This is a genomic window from Vallitalea sediminicola, assembly GCF_054408565.1.
On record NZ_BTPT01000003.1, the window covers coordinates 1 to 18915 of the forward strand.

Annotated in this window: 19 protein-coding genes; 13 read left to right on the plus strand and 6 right to left on the minus strand. The window is 29.3% G+C overall.

All coding sequences use genetic code 11. The features are described 5' to 3' along the window. Nucleotides 1-87: 87 nt before the first annotated feature. Nucleotides 88-2562: a glycoside hydrolase family 31 protein gene (locus tag ACX6CF_RS01195; RefSeq protein ID WP_458783463.1), complete on the minus strand. Its 2475-nt coding sequence runs from the start codon at nt 2560-2562 to the stop codon at nt 88-90. A 169-nt stretch (nt 2563-2731) separates the two neighbouring features. Between ACX6CF_RS01195 and ACX6CF_RS01200 the strand changes: the two genes are divergently transcribed. From ACX6CF_RS01200 to ACX6CF_RS01220, 5 genes are all read left to right on the plus strand, one after another. Then, on the plus strand, nt 2732-3601 hold the full coding sequence (locus ACX6CF_RS01200; RefSeq protein WP_458783464.1) for an AraC family transcriptional regulator: 870 nt from the start codon (nt 2732-2734) through the stop codon (nt 3599-3601). Between the two features lie 16 nt (nt 3602-3617). After that, nucleotides 3618-4433 (plus strand): MerR family transcriptional regulator, encoded by an 816-nt coding sequence (locus ACX6CF_RS01205; RefSeq protein WP_458783465.1) that lies wholly within the window; start codon nt 3618-3620, stop codon nt 4431-4433. A 57-nt stretch (nt 4434-4490) separates the two neighbouring features. Beyond that, entirely contained in the window at nt 4491-5810 is a 1320-nt protein-coding gene (locus ACX6CF_RS01210) for an MATE family efflux transporter (RefSeq protein ID WP_458783466.1), read from the plus strand. A gap of 251 nt (nt 5811-6061) precedes the next feature. After that, entirely contained in the window at nt 6062-6751 is a 690-nt protein-coding gene (locus tag ACX6CF_RS01215) for a response regulator transcription factor (RefSeq protein WP_458783467.1), read from the plus strand. Further along, nucleotides 6723-8624, plus strand: coding sequence for a sensor histidine kinase (locus tag ACX6CF_RS01220; RefSeq protein WP_458783468.1), 1902 nt, complete (start codon nt 6723-6725; stop codon nt 8622-8624). Before ACX6CF_RS01215 ends, ACX6CF_RS01220 begins: the two co-directional genes overlap by 29 nt. 36 nt (nt 8625-8660) lie before the next feature. Here the strand turns inward: ACX6CF_RS01220 and ACX6CF_RS01225 are convergent, their stop codons facing one another. Next, a complete protein-coding gene (locus ACX6CF_RS01225) occupies nt 8661-10082 on the minus strand; it encodes a hypothetical protein (RefSeq protein WP_458783469.1) in 1422 nt (473 codons plus the stop codon). Between the two features lie 447 nt (nt 10083-10529). Between ACX6CF_RS01225 and ACX6CF_RS01230 the strand changes: the two genes are divergently transcribed. Both ACX6CF_RS01230 and ACX6CF_RS01235 read left to right on the plus strand, forming a co-directional pair. Further along, on the plus strand, nt 10530-11855 hold the full coding sequence (locus tag ACX6CF_RS01230) for a hypothetical protein (RefSeq protein WP_458783470.1): 1326 nt from the start codon (nt 10530-10532) through the stop codon (nt 11853-11855). A 179-nt stretch (nt 11856-12034) separates the two neighbouring features. Continuing rightward, nucleotides 12035-12421 carry a hypothetical protein gene (locus ACX6CF_RS01235; protein ID WP_458783471.1) on the plus strand — a complete coding sequence of 129 codons (387 nt, stop codon included), beginning with the start codon at nt 12035-12037 and terminating at the stop codon, nt 12419-12421. Nucleotides 12422-12558: 137 nt separating this feature from the next. Here the strand turns inward: ACX6CF_RS01235 and ACX6CF_RS01240 are convergent, their stop codons facing one another. Both ACX6CF_RS01240 and ACX6CF_RS01245 read right to left on the minus strand, forming a co-directional pair. Then, nucleotides 12559-12717, minus strand: a complete 159-nt coding sequence (locus ACX6CF_RS01240) for a hypothetical protein (RefSeq protein WP_458783472.1) — start codon at nt 12715-12717, stop codon at nt 12559-12561. 71 nt (nt 12718-12788) lie between these two features. Next, complete coding sequence (locus ACX6CF_RS01245) at nt 12789-13010, minus strand: helix-turn-helix transcriptional regulator (protein ID WP_458783473.1); 222 nt, start codon at nt 13008-13010, stop codon at nt 12789-12791. 149 nt (nt 13011-13159) lie between these two features. Between ACX6CF_RS01245 and ACX6CF_RS01250 the strand changes: the two genes are divergently transcribed. Then, a complete protein-coding gene (locus ACX6CF_RS01250) occupies nt 13160-13570 on the plus strand; it encodes a helix-turn-helix domain-containing protein (RefSeq protein WP_458783474.1) in 411 nt (136 codons plus the stop codon). 94 nt (nt 13571-13664) lie between these two features. Here ACX6CF_RS01250 and ACX6CF_RS01255 read toward each other — a convergent pair whose 3' ends face one another. Then, the gene (locus ACX6CF_RS01255; RefSeq protein ID WP_458783475.1) at nt 13665-14177 is read right to left on the minus strand and encodes a hypothetical protein; all 513 of its coding nucleotides are present in this window, start codon (nt 14175-14177) and stop codon (nt 13665-13667) included. Between the two features lie 269 nt (nt 14178-14446). On the opposite strand from ACX6CF_RS01255, the gene ACX6CF_RS01260 reads away from it, so the two are divergent. The 5 genes from ACX6CF_RS01260 to ACX6CF_RS01280 all read left to right on the plus strand — a co-directional run bounded on the left by ACX6CF_RS01260 (nt 14447) and on the right by ACX6CF_RS01280 (nt 17815). After that, complete coding sequence (locus ACX6CF_RS01260) at nt 14447-15160, plus strand: AzlC family ABC transporter permease (RefSeq protein WP_458783476.1); 714 nt, start codon at nt 14447-14449, stop codon at nt 15158-15160. Beyond that, entirely contained in the window at nt 15153-15458 is a 306-nt protein-coding gene (locus ACX6CF_RS01265) for an AzlD domain-containing protein (protein WP_458783477.1), read from the plus strand. The genes ACX6CF_RS01260 and ACX6CF_RS01265 overlap by 8 nt, the downstream gene beginning before the upstream one ends. 97 nt (nt 15459-15555) lie before the next feature. Then, nucleotides 15556-16392: a TrmB family transcriptional regulator gene (locus ACX6CF_RS01270; RefSeq protein WP_458783478.1), complete on the plus strand. Its 837-nt coding sequence runs from the start codon at nt 15556-15558 to the stop codon at nt 16390-16392. 218 nt (nt 16393-16610) lie between these two features. After that, on the plus strand, nt 16611-16958 hold the full coding sequence (locus ACX6CF_RS01275; RefSeq protein WP_458783479.1) for a cytochrome b5 domain-containing protein: 348 nt from the start codon (nt 16611-16613) through the stop codon (nt 16956-16958). Nucleotides 16959-16990: 32 nt separating this feature from the next. After that, entirely contained in the window at nt 16991-17815 is an 825-nt protein-coding gene (locus tag ACX6CF_RS01280) for a hydrogenase small subunit (RefSeq protein ID WP_458783480.1), read from the plus strand. Between the two features lie 96 nt (nt 17816-17911). Here the strand turns inward: ACX6CF_RS01280 and ACX6CF_RS01285 are convergent, their stop codons facing one another. After that, a complete protein-coding gene (locus ACX6CF_RS01285; protein ID WP_458783481.1) occupies nt 17912-18703 on the minus strand; it encodes a polysaccharide deacetylase family protein in 792 nt (263 codons plus the stop codon). Nucleotides 18704-18915 lie beyond the last annotated feature (212 nt).

The window sequence follows — 18915 nt, forward strand, 5'->3', positions numbered from 1 at the left end:
GATTGTTCAGAAGGATTAGGAATCAAGTAAGGGGCTATCGGATAATTATGCCATTTCCAAAAGGTATTATCCGACAGCCCTGTTTATTTAGAAAATCATTTGTATTTCATTACCATTATAATCCATAATTTTGTCTGTATTTATTCGTTTATCAATACCTGTTCCATGACCTTTTGATACAATTACTATTTTAAATTGTCTGTATGATAACATTCCCTTATATGAGCCTTCACGTTTACCAATTATTAATGTTCTACTATCATCTAACCATTTTATATTAATGAGTGAATAAGCACCGTTCTCGTAGTTGTAATTATCTCCCTCATCTTCATAAATAGTAAAAGAAGAGTCAGAACCAGTATATATCCTTAATTCTATTGGAGCATCTAATTGCTCATCTGTATACTGAACAGCAGGTCCCATAGGTATAATAGAGCCAGCACGTATATAGATTGGCATAATATCTAATGTTGCCTTGGATTCTATAATCTGTCCGCCTTGATATTGTTTTCCTGTCCAAAAATCATACCAATCATAACCTTTTGGAAGGTAGACCTCACGAGATTTTTCTATACCTGACAGTTTCTTAGAATTTTTTCCATAATACATAGGCTTGGTTATAGGATTAATCATAAAAGATGGACCGAACATAAATTGGTCAGCTATGTTATACACATTATTATCATCTCTAAAATCAAAAGCTAATGACCTCATTAGTGTGTAGTTCTCAAATGTAACCTTTCCAGCTAATGAATATATGTAAGGCATAAGTCTGTATCTAAGATTATCAAATTTTACTAGAGTATCATAAAATATGGAACCAGGTTCTCCAAATTGCCATATTTCTCTAGGTGTATCTGTCCCATGTGAGCGGAACATTGGTAAAAATGCTCCATATTGAAACCATCGTACATATAATTCACGGTATCCAAGATTGTTATATCCATCATCATATTCTCCGGCAAGAAACCAAGGCGCTGGAATATTCTTATCATCACACCATCGACACCATTTGCTCTTTCCTCCAACAAAGAAAGCGCCTATGTCAAGTGTCCAATATGGTTCACCGGTTACACAGAAATTAAGACCTGCTGGAATCTGTTTTCTTAATGTATCCCAACTTGCAGCTATGTCTCCTGACCATGTTATAGAAGCATATCTATGTTGTCCTGCGTAAGCAGAACGCGTCAAATTGACAACCCTCTTACGGTCAGTTGTGTTTCTTTGTCCTTCATATATACCTTTACAGTGTAATAAGGAATAAGCATTTATGTATTCTGGGTCAAGATATTTTTTGGCTTCCTGGGTATTTATTTTCATTCTCTCTTCTGGTTCAGGTTTTAGTTCACCTTTCCAGTCAGCTTCAAAAGGTTCAGTACAATCGCACCACCAAGCATCTACCCCATGTGAAAATATACCGTCATTAGCTTGATTCCAATAAAGTTTACGTGCTTTTTCATCAAAGGCATTATAGTTGGCTTGATTCCCCAGTAAAAATCCCTTGCGAGACATTTCTAAATGATTTTCACATCCAGTTGCCATAATAGGCCATATTGAGACCATAAGTTTTGTATTCATATCATGAAGCTGACTCATCATTTCAGTAGGAGCAGGGAATCTCTCAGGGTCGAAAGACTTTTGCCCCCATAGTCCATCAGTCCAAGAACGCCAATCAAGAATAATCAAATCGAGAGGTATTTTACGTTTTCTGTATTCTTTTACTATTGAAATCAATTCTTCCTGTGTTTTATATCTCTCTTTGGATTGAACATAACCGTATGCCCAACGAGGTAACATAGGAGTATTTCCAGTTAATTTTCTATAACTATTTATAATTTCATCGAATTCAGGACCGTAGATAAAGTAATAATCCATTTCATCATCTACATCTGTCCAGATATAAGAACCATATATATCATCATGGAATGTCATTAATGAGTAACTGTCAATTAGAATGCCATATCCTTTTGTAGAAACTAACATAGGAACAACAGATTTCATATTCTGCTGATACATATATTGGTGGTGACCTCTCAGGTTCATGACTCCTTCTTCGTGAGAACCAAGGCCATAGATAGCTTCTCCATCTTCCCAAATGAATTCTAATTTAGTATGATAAGCTTTACGGTCGATTATTTCTTTATAATCAGTAGCATTGGATCTGATTCCATCAACACTTTGTGTAGCTTTTATTTGTGTTGTTTCATCAAATACAGTTTTTACAACATCAATTGGTTCCAAACTTTTTCCACCATGAGCAGGTTCTTTTGTTAGTAAATTCCCTAAGCTGTCATAATAGGTGAATGTACCTGTATGCTTATTAATATCAATTCGTAAAGCTTTTGTGATAAATGTTATTTTGTCATGAGATTCTTTTAATGACCAGTTTGTCCAAGTATCTTCTTCTGATATAATCATGATACTATCTTTTTGGGAAAAATGTTTTTCTCTACTATAAGTAATTCTGACAATTGAATCTGAATAGGGTATAAGTCTAATTTTCCCACAATCAGTATTTAATAAAAGATATTCATTAACCTTCTTATAACTTGTTATTATCATTTTCTAAGCTCCTTACTATTAACATTTTAATGATGGATTCTAGGATTAAGATAATTATATATCTATATTAAAAAGGATACTAATAACATTTTGCTGATAAATAACACAATATTGCTTTTTTATTGATGTTTTTATATTTTTGTATTATATTAAAATAGAGGTGTCTAATATGATGAAACATAATCTGAAAGAGAATATAATACATGGTACTGATAAATATCCATTTGCAATTTATAAAGTGGATTTTGGAGAGTGTAATCAGCAGATACTCCCATGTCATTGGCATGATGAATTAGAAATCATATACATAAATAGAGGAAATGCAATTTTTAGAATTAACGATGTCAACTATGAGATACACCAAGGTCAAGCTTTAGTTATTAATTCTGGAGAACTGCACTGGGCATATACAGAAAATCAAAGTGGTTGTTCTTATTTTGCTATTGTGTTCAATACAAGTTTATTGGAGCTGCCCAGTACAGATGTTTCCCAGGGAAATTATATTAAGCCCTTATGCTATAATGAGTATAATCTAAATTCTCTAATTGATGGAGAAAGTACACCTAGTAAGGAACTCCTTGGAATAGTTGGAAAAATTATGGATAAAAATAATAGTAAGAGTGCAGGATATGAATTAGCTACAAAAGCTTATTTATTACTATTTCTATCTCTACATATAGAAAATGAATTATTAACTCATGTAACCCTTTCTACGGTTACCAAGAAGAATACACAGAGAATTAAGAAGGTATTAAGTTATATTGATGTGAACTATACTCAAAAGATTACTATTGAAGATCTAGCACAAGTAATAAATGTAAGTAAATATCATTTTTGTAGATTGTTCAAAACATATACGGGACTAAGTCCAATAGAATATATTAATATGATAAGAATAAACAAAGCTGAAGAATTACTTAAAGCATCAGATTGTACAATAACAGAAGCAGCTTTTGAAGTTGGTTTTGAAAATTTAAGTTATTTTACAAGACAATTCAAAAGATATAAAGGGATTTTACCTTCAAAAATATCATTATAATAGACAGGAGGCATACATGGATAAATACTTTTCAATAGGAGAAACAGCCAAGATAAATAATGTATCTATTCAAGCTTTAAGGTTGTATGATAAAATGGGGCTTTTAAAACCTGCATATGTTGACCCTGAGAGTAAATATAGATATTACACAATAGATCAATTCATATATATTGACTTGATCAAGTATTCAAAACATATAGGAGCACCTCTAAAAGAGCTTAGCGATGTTTTGCAAAAAAAGGATATTGTTACATTGCTGTCATTTATCCAAAAACAACAAGATATAGTGGAGAAAGAGATTAATAGATTAAAAAATATAAAAATCGCTATGGGGAATATTGAAAGCAAAATAAAATATGTTATGGAGTTTGAAGAAACCAATAAAATATATTATAGACATATAGATAAAAGATTTATCATAAAGACAAAACTAAAACAAGAAGACAAAAAAAGTGATATCGAAATAAAAATCAGAAAATTAGATAAGATATTAGAAGAGAATGATAAGATATTAGAAGGAGAAACTGGATATTTTGTTGACTTGAATTTATTGATAGGTAAAGGAGAAATGGTTTATAGAAATATCTATACAACACTATATAATGATAATATCAATAGCAAAAATATAGATGTTGAAGAGATACCTGAAGGAAGATATTTATGTATAGCTTATTATAACCATGAAAAAGAAAAAGCTGTAGACAAATTATTGTCATATATGAAAGAAAAAAATATCAACTACAAAGGTATCTCTATGCAAGCTGAGTTATTCAATACCCTTAGACAATGGGAGAATGATAATCTTTTATATGAATTACAAATTTTATTATAAAAACTATTGACTCTATACATGGTATAGACTTTATAATCTTTCACAGGAGGGATGAAAATGAAGTCACTATGGAAAGAGTTTACAAAATATGCAATACCATCAGTAATAGGTATGATGGTTTCAGCCCTATATGTTGTTGTTGATGGAATATTTGTGGGTAGAGGAGTAGGAGCTAGTGCTTTAGCTTCAATAAATGTTGCTTTACCAGTTACAACCTTGATGATTGCAATTAGTATGATGGTAACTATGGGTGGAGCGGCTGTTATGTCAATAAAATTTGGTGAAAATAAGCATAAGGAAGGTAATAATATATTCTTGCAGAGCTTATTTCTTATAGTAGTTATAACAGGTATAGTATCAATAATCAGTGTTATTTTTCCAGAACAAATAGCTAGATTATTAGGTGCTAGTGATGAATTGGTGAAAGGAACTGCTGATTATCTTCGCTATTATATGATGTTTGGTCTGGGTTTTGCAGCAAGTCTGGCATTAAGTGTTTTTATTAGAAATGATGGTAATCCTAATCTAGCAATGATTGCACTTATAGCAGGTGCTATAACAAATATAATATTAGACTATTTATTTATATTTAAGTTTGGTCTAGGAATAGCTGGTGCGGCAGTAGCTTCAGGATTAGGACAATTATCCAGCGTATTCCTGCTTATGACACATTTTATAAGAAAAAAAGGTAAGCTTAGATTATATGTACCTAAGTTAAAGAAAGATGAGCTTAAGCGAATTCTTAAGGTAGGAACACCAGAATTTCTTAATCAAATATCACCAGCAGTTTGTATATTTGCATTTAATCAAGTCATAATCAGAAGGCTTGGAGAAATTGGAGTTGCAGGTTTTAGTATCATTGGTTATATAAGTGTTGTTCTATTAGCACTATTCATGGGTATCTCACAAGGGATTCAACCATTGATAAGTTATAATTATGGTAAGGGTAACATAGAAAAAGTGAATAAGGTATTTAAGATGGGTCTTAAGACTAATTTGATTTCATCTATTGTAATTTATTCAATTATGTTATTGGTTGGACAAAAAGTGATTGGTGTTTTTAATAGTAATGCAGAACTTATAAAATTGACTTATGACGCTTTAATAATTTATAGTTTTTCCTTTATTATTGCTTCAATCAATATAGTTAATATCACTTACTATCAATCCACAGAGAATTCTAAGACTGCTAATATTATATCAGCTAGTAGAGGAATGGTATTTACAATTATTTTCTTGTTAGCTCTTCCTTCAATGATTGGAAATATTGGAATTTGGATTTCTATTATTCTAGGTGAAATATGTACTTTGCTCTTAATACAACTACTTGTGAAAAAAGCAGATATACATTCTAATAAAAAAGGAATTACAGTATAGTATAAATATATAATAATAATTTTAAAGCTGATACGTATACGTTACTAAAGTGTACATATCAGCTTTTTGATTTTTGGGATGAAATGCATTTTAATAATATTTTTATGAACAAAAAGACATAAAATAAGAAATTCTTAAGAATTTGATTAACTAATTCTTAAAACATTTTTGATAAGATATCTTTAGTAGTTCAAAGAAAAGGTGTGATATAATATGATGAAGAAAAATATAGCATGTAGAGGAGATACGTCGTGAATATATTAGTATGTGACGATGATAAGGAAATAGTAGAAGCAATAGATATATATTTACAGAATGAAGGTTATGAGGTTTTTAAAGCCTACAATGGAATAGAAGTATTGAATATAGTTAAAGAAGTAGAAATTCATTTAATATTAATTGATATTATGATGCCTGTGATGGATGGATTAAGAGCTACAATGAAAGTTAGAGAGAATAAAAATATACCGGTTATTATGTTGTCTGCTAAAACTCAAGATACTGATAAGATAATGGGGCTTCAAATGGGAGCTGATGATTATATAACCAAGCCATTCAATCCATTAGAACTTATGGCAAGAGTTAAGTCACAGCTAAGGAGATATACTACCCTTGGAGGTATGGAAACTAAAAATAATTTATTAAAAACAGGTGGATTAATAATAGACGATGATTACAAGAAAGTGACTGTAGAAGGAAAAGAAGTTAAGTTGACACCAATTCAGTATAAGATATTAATACTGTTAGTAAAAAATGTAGGTAGAGTATTTTCGATTCAGCAGATATATGAGCAAGTTTGGGGAGAAACAGCTTATAATCCTGAAAATACAGTAGCTGTACATATAAGAAAGATAAGAGAGCAAATTGAAATAAATACAAGAGAACCAAAATATTTGAAGGTGGTGTGGGGGATTGGATATAAAGTGGAAAAAATTCAATAAATTACTATTAATAAAAATAGTAGTATTTATCCTGGCTGTCATATGTTTAGCCAGTTCTATTACTATGTCAATTAATCTTGTGAAAACTTATGGTAACAATAACGAGGTTATTAATATGCTACACGAAAATAGTTATTATGAAAGTCAGATGCTTGAAGACGACATAACCAATATTATTAAACTATTTGATAAATATTTCAAAGATAATTATAGTGCTTTAAATGGAAATGGACCAGAACTACGATATAAACTAGAAATGCAATATAAAGGTCTAAAGTATAATTATTTGAATATCATATCAACAAAATCATCTATAAAAGAATCCTTTAAAACTTATCCAGCCTATTTTTTATATGATGAGAAATTAGGTGCAGAAGTACATCCAATGGAAATAGCGAATAATAGTAATTATGATTATACGATTAGAAAAAGTGTTGAAAATTCAGGGACTAAAAAATTTATTTATCTTGGTTTTACATATGAATTCTTGAACCCTAGGATTGAAAAATGGAAAGATCAAAAATCAATAATTATTCAAAAAATATATATTATTATAGCTCTTTTGACAGTGCTTTTAATAACTTTAATTTTCCTTGCAGTATTCTGCGGCAGAAAATCCAATAGAGATAAAAAACTGCTTCTTAACGCTTTTGACAGAATCTATAATGATATCAATATTTCACTTTGCATTGTACTAATATTTGCATGGTTAGAACTTACTAAGGGCATATATTTTAGCAACTACTTTTTTATTGAGGCAATATTTGTAGAAACCCTTATAACGAGCATAGTAGGTTTATTATTGTTACTATCTGTAGTGAAGCACTTTAAAAATAAAACTTTTGTTAAACATACATTAATATATACTCTCATAAATAAAATAAAAATATTAATAGAAGAGATATATAATCAAGGTAGTATTGGGAAAAAGGCTATACTAATTGTTGTTGGTTATTCCATAATATTATTATTGACAATCTATATTTTTCCAGTAACTATCTGCATTGCTGTATGGCTAGTTCTTAAAAAGTTAAGGGATTATAATGATATTAAGAAAGTAGTCAATGAGGTTGAAAATGGTAAGTATAATTGTAGAATAGATATATCATCCCAGGGTGAATTAGGAGAACTGGCAAATAGTATAAATAGTATAAATAATGGATTGCATCAAGCAGTTGAGAACAAGATTAAAAGCGAACGTTTAAAAACAGAACTTATATCAAATCTTTCTCATGATATAAGGACTCCTTTAACATCTATTATTACATATGTGGATTTACTAAAAATAGAGAAGGATACAAATAAAAGCAAAAAATATATAGGTATCTTAGAAAAAAAGTCACAAAGGTTAAAAATACTAACCAATGATTTATTTGAATTATCGAAAGCATCTAGCGGAAATATAAAAGTGAATTTTGAAAAGATTGATGTTATATCTCTAATAAATCAAGGGTTAGGTGAATTACATGAGAAAATAGAAGAGAGAGGTTATAATTTCAAAGTAAATCATTCAAAAGATAATCTATATGTTAAAGCAGATGGAATGTTGCTCTGGAGAGTTATTGAAAATCTCTTGAATAATATTATTAAGTACACAAGTGAAGGTTCTAGAGTCTATATAGATATATTTGAGCTGGATGGATTCGTTAACATGTCTTTTAAGAATATTTCTGCTTATGAATTAAATATACCTGTAGATGAGCTTATGGAAAGATTTATACGAGGGGATAATTCTAGAAGTAGTGAAGGAAGTGGGATTGGATTATCAATTGCAAAAAGTTTGACAGAACTACAAGCGGGGAGATTTCAGATAAATATTGATGGTGATCTATTTAAAGCAACTATACAGATGCCACAATTTATAGAGGATTAAAATAGTGGGGCTGTTTCATGAGACAGCCCCACTATTTTATTTCCATTTTGTATATAATTTATTAAGAAGTTTTTGAGCTGTCTCTTGTGAGTCAATACCACTTATATTTCTTAAGAAAACACCTTCAGGTGAAAGATTATCAATAAGCATATCTATTTCACTGATATCTATACAATGAAGATCTATGCCTTTTCCAGCTTTTTGTATTTTCTTATATACGTCAATCCAATCTTTGAAATTGTCATGTCCAGCTCCTGGAACCCATTGTACTGCGTTCAGATTTTTCATTGAAAGTATAGTATCCAGATGCCTTAACGCACCAGGTCCATCTAGATGATATATGGATTTATCATAAAATAAAGTTTCGTCAATTAAGCCATCTAGAAACAGTTCCTCAAAATCAGTTGTACTTATCATACAAGAAAAGTCATTACTCAGAGCATAGTATTTTTCTTTGGATATTAGAGGTAACCAAGTAGATGCAGGATTAGAAGCAGCATGGATTTTATTGTAGAACATATCATATATCTTATAAAATTCTCTCTGTGAATCAGATGACTTCTTCTTAATATAATGCTTGTTTTCAATAACATCCATTGCTAAGTTAGCAGGGTCACGTAAAGCCGATAAATGGTCACCCCCTGGATGAAAATCTGGTAATCCTGTAATAAATGTATCTTTTCCAATTTCGATTAGCTTATCAGTAAATTTTAGAGCTTTTTCCAGTAGAGGATGGGATGTATCTAATAGTGCTTTATCGTAATCTTTTTCCCAGTCCTTGATGCATGGTTCTGACCAAGCTGTTGTTTCTGAGAATGAATAATCACAACCACATAATGCACTAAAAAACTCAGGTCCCATATCAGGAAAAGCCACAGGCATTGCATCGCCTAGATATATTTGATTATTCAATTGGTGTGCAATCTGTTTAGCTCTATAATCTATATCTAACCATTGCTCCTTAAATGAATCATATTTTTTCTTAGGGAATTCAATATAGTTATCTTTGGGTAGAATAATAGATACTAAAGGTCTATCGGCAATTGTTCCTTCAAAAAAAGCTTCATATCTCTTATAACTTTCTTCAAAATCAGGCTTGAGAGAAAAATTCATAAGTATATATAATATTATCTCATTAAGTGTGTTAGCAAAGATTAGAAAATAGCCAGGTGTATGATCATCTTTGGTATAAATCTTGTGAGGTGTAAAGGACGGACTAATGATAAGGTCATTTACGGATAAAGTATAGGCTCTATCACAAAATTCCACATATGTTGTTCCAGATATATTATATATAAGTTCTATATCAGTAATTATTCGCCAATCACAAACACCATAGTTCTTAGGGGTCTGTTTACCGAAAGCTTTTGGAGTTAGTTTGAAATCGTTTATGAAACGGGTTAATTTATCTATATTATATTCATTAAAATATGTAGTGACTGTTTCAATCTTTTTCATAACGCACCAACCCTTTCTATACTTCCAAAAAAATAATTAAGATTAGTATATCATCAAATGAAAATAAAACAATATCTATAATAAAGATAGTTATAAATATCTAAAAATACATTTAACCTATAATTTTACAATAACCATTGGAATAGGCGGTATTTATTTTTCACCAAGTAAATATATTGAGGATTGTAAATAGGTGCATTGTATTTTCTTGTTGAATTATATTTGTAGAAATATGAAAATAATTGTAATATATTCAAAATAAATTGAAAAATACCAAGATGATACTTAATTGACAAAAAATAATACTAATTATATAATGTTTAAGAAGATTTTATTTGTTGGATAAATAATTGATGAGGAGGAGAGATAGCGGATGATATATTAATCCGTTTTCTGTATATTGCAGCAAATAGATTCTGAAATTAGCAAAGGAGAAAGGTGATTAGTATGTTTAGAAAAAACAAAGTTACAACTTCTCTTATTTTTTCTTTAATTATATGCTTAATATTAGGAACAAATGGTTCTTTTGCAAAATCATTAGAGAAAAATAACTTACTTATGAATGACAATATTATTAATAAATCAACTGATATGGAATTATCAAAAACAGATGTAAAATTAGATGAAAAAGAGGATATCTCTAATCTAATAGACAATAAAGCAGTTAATGATTCAACTTCAGTACAGCCTTCTGGTATAGAATGGCAGTATCTATTAAACTATCAAGGATATGATTACAATAATAGTAAGCTTTTTGAAAATACTTCAGATGGTGGATTTATGATGGGGGCAACTACTGGAAACAATCTTATATGGTTAACTAAGATTGATTCAGCAGGTAATATAGAATGGTCATATGCCTATGGTGAAGGCAATAGTTGGGCTGTAAATGGTTTAAGTCAAACATCTGATAACGGTTATATTGTAACAGGAAAGATAAATGATGATGTTTTTCTTGCTAAATTTAGTTCTATTGGAAATTTTGAATGGATCAAACTTTTTGGCGGAGATAAATCCGATAATGGTAATGACGTTATCCAAACTACTGATGGTGGATATTTTATAATTGGTACTTCAAAATCATACGGTGATGGACATTATGAACCATTATTAATAAAAACAGACTCAGCTGGAGATATACAATGGGGTACTACATTGACAACAACTACTAGAGATGAGTTTGGTCTACAAACTATGTTAGAACCTTCAACTGGAAATATAATAGTTAGAACACATAGTACGGATTTGAGTAATGATCAAACCAAATTATTGAAGATAAGTAATACTGGTAATCTGGTTCAGACTAAAATACATAATGATATTATGGAGGGTATCGTAGAACATATGGAACTTACTAATGATGGAGGTTTCATAATGTCAGGTAGAGATTCAGAATATGAAAATGGTGAATATGTTTGCAAGATGTCAATAGCTAAACTAGATTCTTCTTTCAATTCCAGTTGGAAGAAAAATATTTATGTTAATGGATATGATAGTTTTCAAGATGCTAGTTATGTAAGTCAGACTAATGATGGTGGTTATGCTATTACTGGAACAGCTAGTTATTATGATTCTGCTGCAAGTAAAAATTTTTATGATATAGTATTAATTAAAGTAAATTCCTCCGGAAATACTGAATGGATTCAAACATATAATATATCTGATGTTGATTATCCATCCTATGTATATCAAACAAGCGATTCAGGATATGTTCTTGGAGGTAAGATAGCTCCTAGTGGTGGTAGTGATATATTTATTTTTAAGTTGAATTAATAAATGTATTTATAATAATTAGTTGATTATTAGTAGTTGATACATAAATGAAAGGTAAGCAAAATGAGCTTACCTTTTGTTATTAATAAAAATTTATATAATAATATTAAACCAAAATATTTAGATGTGATATAATGGTATATGACAATAGATAAAAATATTATGTGAATGGTGATAAGATGAAAAAGAAAAATGTACCGTACTTTATTGCATGTTTGATATTAGTTATTTTAGTTTTATACTTATTCAAATTACAGAATTCATCACTGGAAAAAATACATAATTCAACTAGTGTTTGTATAGGTTATGGTTATAGTAGTCATATGGCTCTAATTGATAAGAAAGAAGAAGTATCGGGGTTAGAAGAGATATTTAATAAGGCAAAATTTACTGAATCAGATACAGCCATACAGTTTCCATATCTTAGTATTACTTTTCAGACTAATAATGGAACTACTAGATTCCATATTGATGAAAACGGTATTATAGAAACTGAAAATGATAAATACATAAAATCTGAAGATATTAATTTCAAAGATTTATATACAATATTTGAAAAGAATTAAATATTAGTATCATAATACTTAAGATTGGAACTGACCAGCCTTAATCCAACCTATAATATTTTAATTCTCTAAAAAACACCTCATTTTTATTTTGAGGTGTTTTTTAAATATATGTAAGTATAATTGGAGTGGCTTGATTAGTGTTTATGATTTATTTCAAAGAAATCTTCCATTTCCATACTTTTTTTGATTTTTCTCCATATTCTTTTTTTAGTATGGTATGAAATACATTCCAGTATTATAAACTTACCCATAGAACCTACTAAGAAACCAATTACAAAATATAAAAATAACATTTTAACCCCCTAATATTTATATAAAATATATAATCTATATTAAGTTTAATTAGTATGTGAAATTTATAGTTCTATTTATGTATGGGTCTAGCCTTAACTGAATCTATGTTATCAAAAAATAGATTTTCTATAGAAGTATTATAATAGTTAGCAATATCCATAGCTACATCTAAGCTGGGGTTTCGAACACCAAGTTCAATCATTCCATAATAACTGGTCGTTATCCCTAATGAATCGGCAACACTTTTTTGCGATTTGTCGCCTCTTTTTAGTATTAGATTAATTCTAATCATTTTTACACCTCTATCAACCAATAAAATATTCTATATTAATTATATTATACAATAATGTATTGTTTGTCAATAATAATAACAATATAATATTATAATTTATTTACACTTACAACTATAAGTTGTAAAATTCGTGTGAAGGGTGTGATAGCGTGATAGATAAAAGATTAAGAGAGTTAAGAGAAAAAAATGGATTAATACAAAAAGACATAGCAAGTTTGCTAAGCATAACTACTAGTGCATACGGATATTATGAACAAGGTAAAAATGATCTTGATACTAATACTCTTATATATTTAGCAGATTACTACCATGTATCAACAGATTATTTGTTGGGTAGAACAGATATCTCATTACCAATTGAAACTTTTTTACAAGATAAGCGGATAGACGAAAAGTTACGTGATATCATAGAAGAAATCTCAAATAGTAAAAATATGAAATTTGATAATAGACTCTTGAATATGCAGACAAGGAATTTTTTGATAAAGATGCTTACAAATACATGTGATATTGCAGGGGAGATAAACAGTACTGTAAGTGATAATTCAACAAAGAAATAGTACAGGCATAATAGAGGGAGAAATTATGGCTTCAGTAAGAATTTGTTTTAATGATATTGGCACTCTTTCCAAATGTAATAAAATAAAAGAGTTATTAATCATTAGTATTTGATAAATGCTCAAGTATATTATGTTCTTTCATAATAGCAACAACTTTTTCTGTTTCATCTTCAGAAAAATAAAATGTTGCTATTTCTTCATTTTTATTAGGATTATAAGGCTTTATATATAATATAATACCTTCTACATTTCCATTATCTAAGGATTGTATTAATTCATATAATACGATTTTATCCCATTTGCATATCTTGTGATATGATTCTATTCCTAACTCATAAAATTTTTGATTTCTTCCGAATTTACCCATATAAAAAATAAATGGTACGATAAATAATAATGCGTAAAAACTCAATTGTAAAACTGTATTAATAATGATGTAAGCGATAATTAATAATAGATATATTATATTAGAATTAAAAGTCCACTTGAAATTTATTAATACTTTTCCAAGATTGCGTATTAATTTTATTTCTCGATAAACCATTATTAAAAATATCGTATATATAACTATGATAAAGATTATGCCTATATAGAAAGGAACATCCATTGACTACCACTCCTTCATCTTAATTCAAGATATAGATTCAGTTACAAATGAAATTTGGTTATTGATTATATTAATAATATAGTATCTCAATTACTATAAAATATCAAGAAATATTATTTTCCATCACTACAGAGTCATTAAATCTTAATTTTTTTATGTCAAAAGGAATTATTCTTGACAAAACTTTTAGTAGCTACTATAATAATTACTAATCAATTGTGTAGTAGTTATTTTAGTAGTTACTAATATTATAAGAGTGGGTGATATGCATGAGAAAAGATAATAGATCAAGATATAGTTTTAGTGATGGATTTATTGATGGTTTACCGTTAGTAATAGGTTTTATCCCTATAGCTATTACATTTGGTATATTAGCGAAAACTAGCAATGTTACATTGGTAGAAGGAATTTTATTTTCTGCACTTGTGTTTGCAGGAGCAAGTCAGTTTATTGCTATTAACTTATTGATGGTGGGTGCTGGAATAGGAGAAATCATATTAACTACCCTGTTAGTGAATATGAGGCATATGCTTATGAGTGCATCTTTAGCATCAAGGCTGACAAAAGATATGAAGAAATGGAGTCCTCTTATTGCATTTGGTATAACTGATGAAACATTCTCGGTGAGTTCTTTTAAAAAGGGAACACTGACTAAAGAGTATATGTTGTCGCTGGAATTAATTGCATATCTTTCGTGGGTAGGAGGAACTGCCCTCGGGTATATAGCAGGAGGTACTTTGCCTGATATAGTCAAGACAAGTATGGGAGTTGCATTATATGCTATGTTTGTAGCAATATTGATTCCTGAGATAAAGAAATCCAACAAAGCATTAATATTAGCATGTTTATCAGGGGTAACAAATACAGTTTGTAAATATATCCTAATAATTCCTCAAGGTTGGAGTATTGTCATATCCATTGTCCTGGTGTCTTTATTAGGAGTCTGTTTATTCAGAGAACAGGAAGTGAAAGAATATGAATAATATAATAATTTTAATTATCGGGATGATGCTAGTAACGTACATACCTAGATTATTACCTTTTATAATAATGTCAGATAATGAAATACAGCCTGATCTAAAGAAATTTTTAGAGTATATACCGTATACAGCACTTGGGGCATTGATTATTCCTGGGGTATTTTCAGCTATTGAAGAATTACCACAAGCTTCATTGTTGGGAATAGGTTTCTGTTTAATCTATGCTTGGTATAAGGGGGGCATAATAATACCTGTAATAGGTTCGATTTTAGTTGCATTTTTAACCCTTTTACTTAACTGACACCTTTGTTTTTTAGGATTGTTATGAGATAATATACATAGATTTTAAGATTAAATGTTGATTACATATCACAAAAAGATAAATAGAGGTGGATTACATGGATAAAAAGATATCAATAATTGAGGATATGAAAAAATTAGGATTAAGTGAATATGAAGTAAAAGCTTATTTGAATCTCCTAGAAGAATATCCTGTAAATGGTTATGTTCTAAGTAAGAATTCTGGTATTCCAAGGTCAAGAATATATGAAGTATTGGATAACTTGAAAAATAAGCAGATTGTATTCGAACAAGTAGACAATAACACTACACAATATTATCCATTAGAACCTAAGTTATTAATCGGTAAATTGAAAAACAACTTTGATGATATTTTGAATAACGTAGACGAATACACAAAAAAAGTATACTATGAACAGCAAAATGATAATAAATTGATAGTTATCAAAGGAAGGGACAAGATTATTGATTTTGTCAACACTTTGATTTCACAAGCCGATAAGCGAATAGCTGTTTCCATATGGGAAGAAGAAATAAATGATATCAGAGCAATGTTGGATGATGCTATAAAAAGAGGTGTCACCTTAAAAGGTATATACTTCGGTAAAAATAATTCTTATAAGGACATCGTTTCACATAGAAGGATTGAAAGATATCTTTCTGAGAAAAGTGAAAGATATATGATAGTTATCATTGATGGTATTCAAGTTGTATCTGGAATAATATCAAGAGGAGAAGATAGCCAAGTTACTTGGACAAAAGATGCTGGTTTTGTTGATATGAGTGAAGACTATATAGCCCATGACCTAATGGTCAATCTATATTCTGAGAAACTTGATGATGATCAAAGAGAAGAATTTGAGGCATATTCGGATGAGGTTAGAAAAGATTATTATGGGTTTACTGATGAGGAATTTAATAACTTCAAAATATGATTTCTATATAATTATATCAGTCTTTTGTATATATCCTTAAATAATTAAAGTAAAAATACTAACTTGTCATTGTATTGAATATATATATATAAACTTATATATATAAGAGGTAGTTTATTATTAATCTTAAATTGTTGCATGATGAAATCTATAAACAGAGTATAAAAATAAGTGATTACAGGATTTCATTTTTTAGAACTCCTTTTATTGAAAATAAAATGTATTACGTAAGTAAGATTGAAAAAGAGCTGTTTGTATTAGATAGGTTACTTGAACAATGTTATATATGTCTAGAAAATATGGCAATTAACGAGACAAGTGAAAAAAACCTAGACAGAACATTTACCAGAGAAGAATTAAAAAAATATAATGGAGAAAAAGGTAGACCTGCTTATATTGCAGTAGATGGTGTAGTCTATGATGTAACCTATAATCCAAGCTGGGGTGGAGGAACTCATTTTGGTGTAGTTGCAGGAGAAGATATAACAGAGGAGTTTAATAAATGTCATGGTGGTGAGAGTATATTAACTCAATTGGAGGTCATGGGGAAAATAATAGAAGGGTAAACAATTGTCCTATAATAGATACTAAAAACAGAATGGCAAGAACTTTGATGGATATGGTGTCAGAACAAAAATCACAATTGAATAAAATTAATCTCATATGGCTGGAAACTACAGGATGTTCAGGTAATATCATATCTTTACTTAATGCGTATAATCCAGATGCCGTATATTTTTTGAAAGATATGGTTAATCTCATGTACAGTAATAGTTTAATGGCGGCTGAAGGAGAAGCTGCATATGAACAATTTCAAAAAACCATAGAAACAGAGTTTGTTTTGGTGGTAGAAGGAGCAATTTCAACAAAAGATAATGGTCTTTACAATGTGATTGCAAGATATAAGGGACAGTATATAACTGGAATGGATGCAGTAAAAAAAGCTGGTGAAAAGGCAAAATACATACTAGCTGTAGGAACCTGTGCCTCATATGGTGGAATATCAGCTGCAAGTCCTAATGTAGCAATGTGTAAAAGTGTAAAAGAATTTCTCGATGAAGAAATTATTCTACTACCTGGCTGTCCAGGGAATCCAGATTGGATTACTGGTACTATCGCACATTTAATATTATTCGGCAAACCTGAACTAGATGAACAAGGAAGACCTATCATATTCTATGGTACTACAATTCATGATAGGTGTCCAAGACGCTCTTACTTTGATAATAAGATATTCGCTAAGAAATTAGGAGATAAAGAGTGTATGTTCCGTTTAGGTTGCAGAGGACCAGTCACAAAGACGGATTGTCCTATTAGGCGGTGGAATAATACTGATAATTGGCCAATAGGTGCTAATACACCTTGTATAGGTTGTGCCCAAGAGGGGTTTCCAGATAAAATGGAGCCATTCATTAGGTATTAATTTTTATATAATTCATTTTAATAGAAAAAGTGCTAAATTTAAGTTTGATAAATATAATTAAACTTAAATTTAACACTTTTGTTTTTTATTATAAGTTCAAAATAATGAATAGAAATTTTCATTGTTAGAGATACCATATCTTCTAATATAGTATGGATTAGTCTTTTTGGTTACCTTACCTTTAGCAGTAAGGAATGCAAGTTTGTAATCTTTTTCTTTTAATATTTTCTGTGAAGTTTTCGTATAAGCTCCATATGGATAAGCTAATGCTTTAGTATCTATGTCAATATATTTTGATAAGATTGTTTCACTTATGGTAATATCATCTTTAATATCTTCATATGACTTGAATTTCATATATGGTAAATTTGTTTCACCATCTTTTCTATGTAAATTATATGTGTGGTCTCCATATGTAAATACATCACTACAAATTTCTAATTCTATAGCAGAACAAAATTGTAACTTCTTAGGGTCAAATTTCTCTTGATAATCTTGAATTCTAGATGTTATTAAAAATATTGTAGCATTGAAATTGTACTTCTTCAAAATGGTATAAGCATATTCAATATTACTCTTATATCCATCATCAAATGTAATTAGTACACTGTTACTGGGAATAGGTTTATCCTCATAAATATAATCTTTAAATTCTTTTAGAGTTAAGATAGTATATCCATTATCATATAAATATTTCATTTGTTCATGGAAATCTTCTAAAGATAGAACAGCACTGTTATTCTCCCAAGGACCAACAATATCCTTTTTGGGTAAGATATGATGATACATCAATACGGTTACAGTATTTATATTATTATTTGCTCCTAATGAATATGAACCAAAACTTAATAGTGACAAGACTAAAATTACTGCTAATAATTTTTTCATTGGTAAAACTCCTATTTCTAACTATGTAGTGCTAAATAATTGTTTTAAATATTGGATAATTATAACAATTTATTATATAACATATGAATAAAATTGTCAATATAAGGCGAAAAATATAAGAACAAATTAATGTTGTTGAAATTAAGTTTCTATATAGAATTACTCAGATTATTTCATTTTTAATAAAAATTTATAAGATTTTGTGTTAAGTA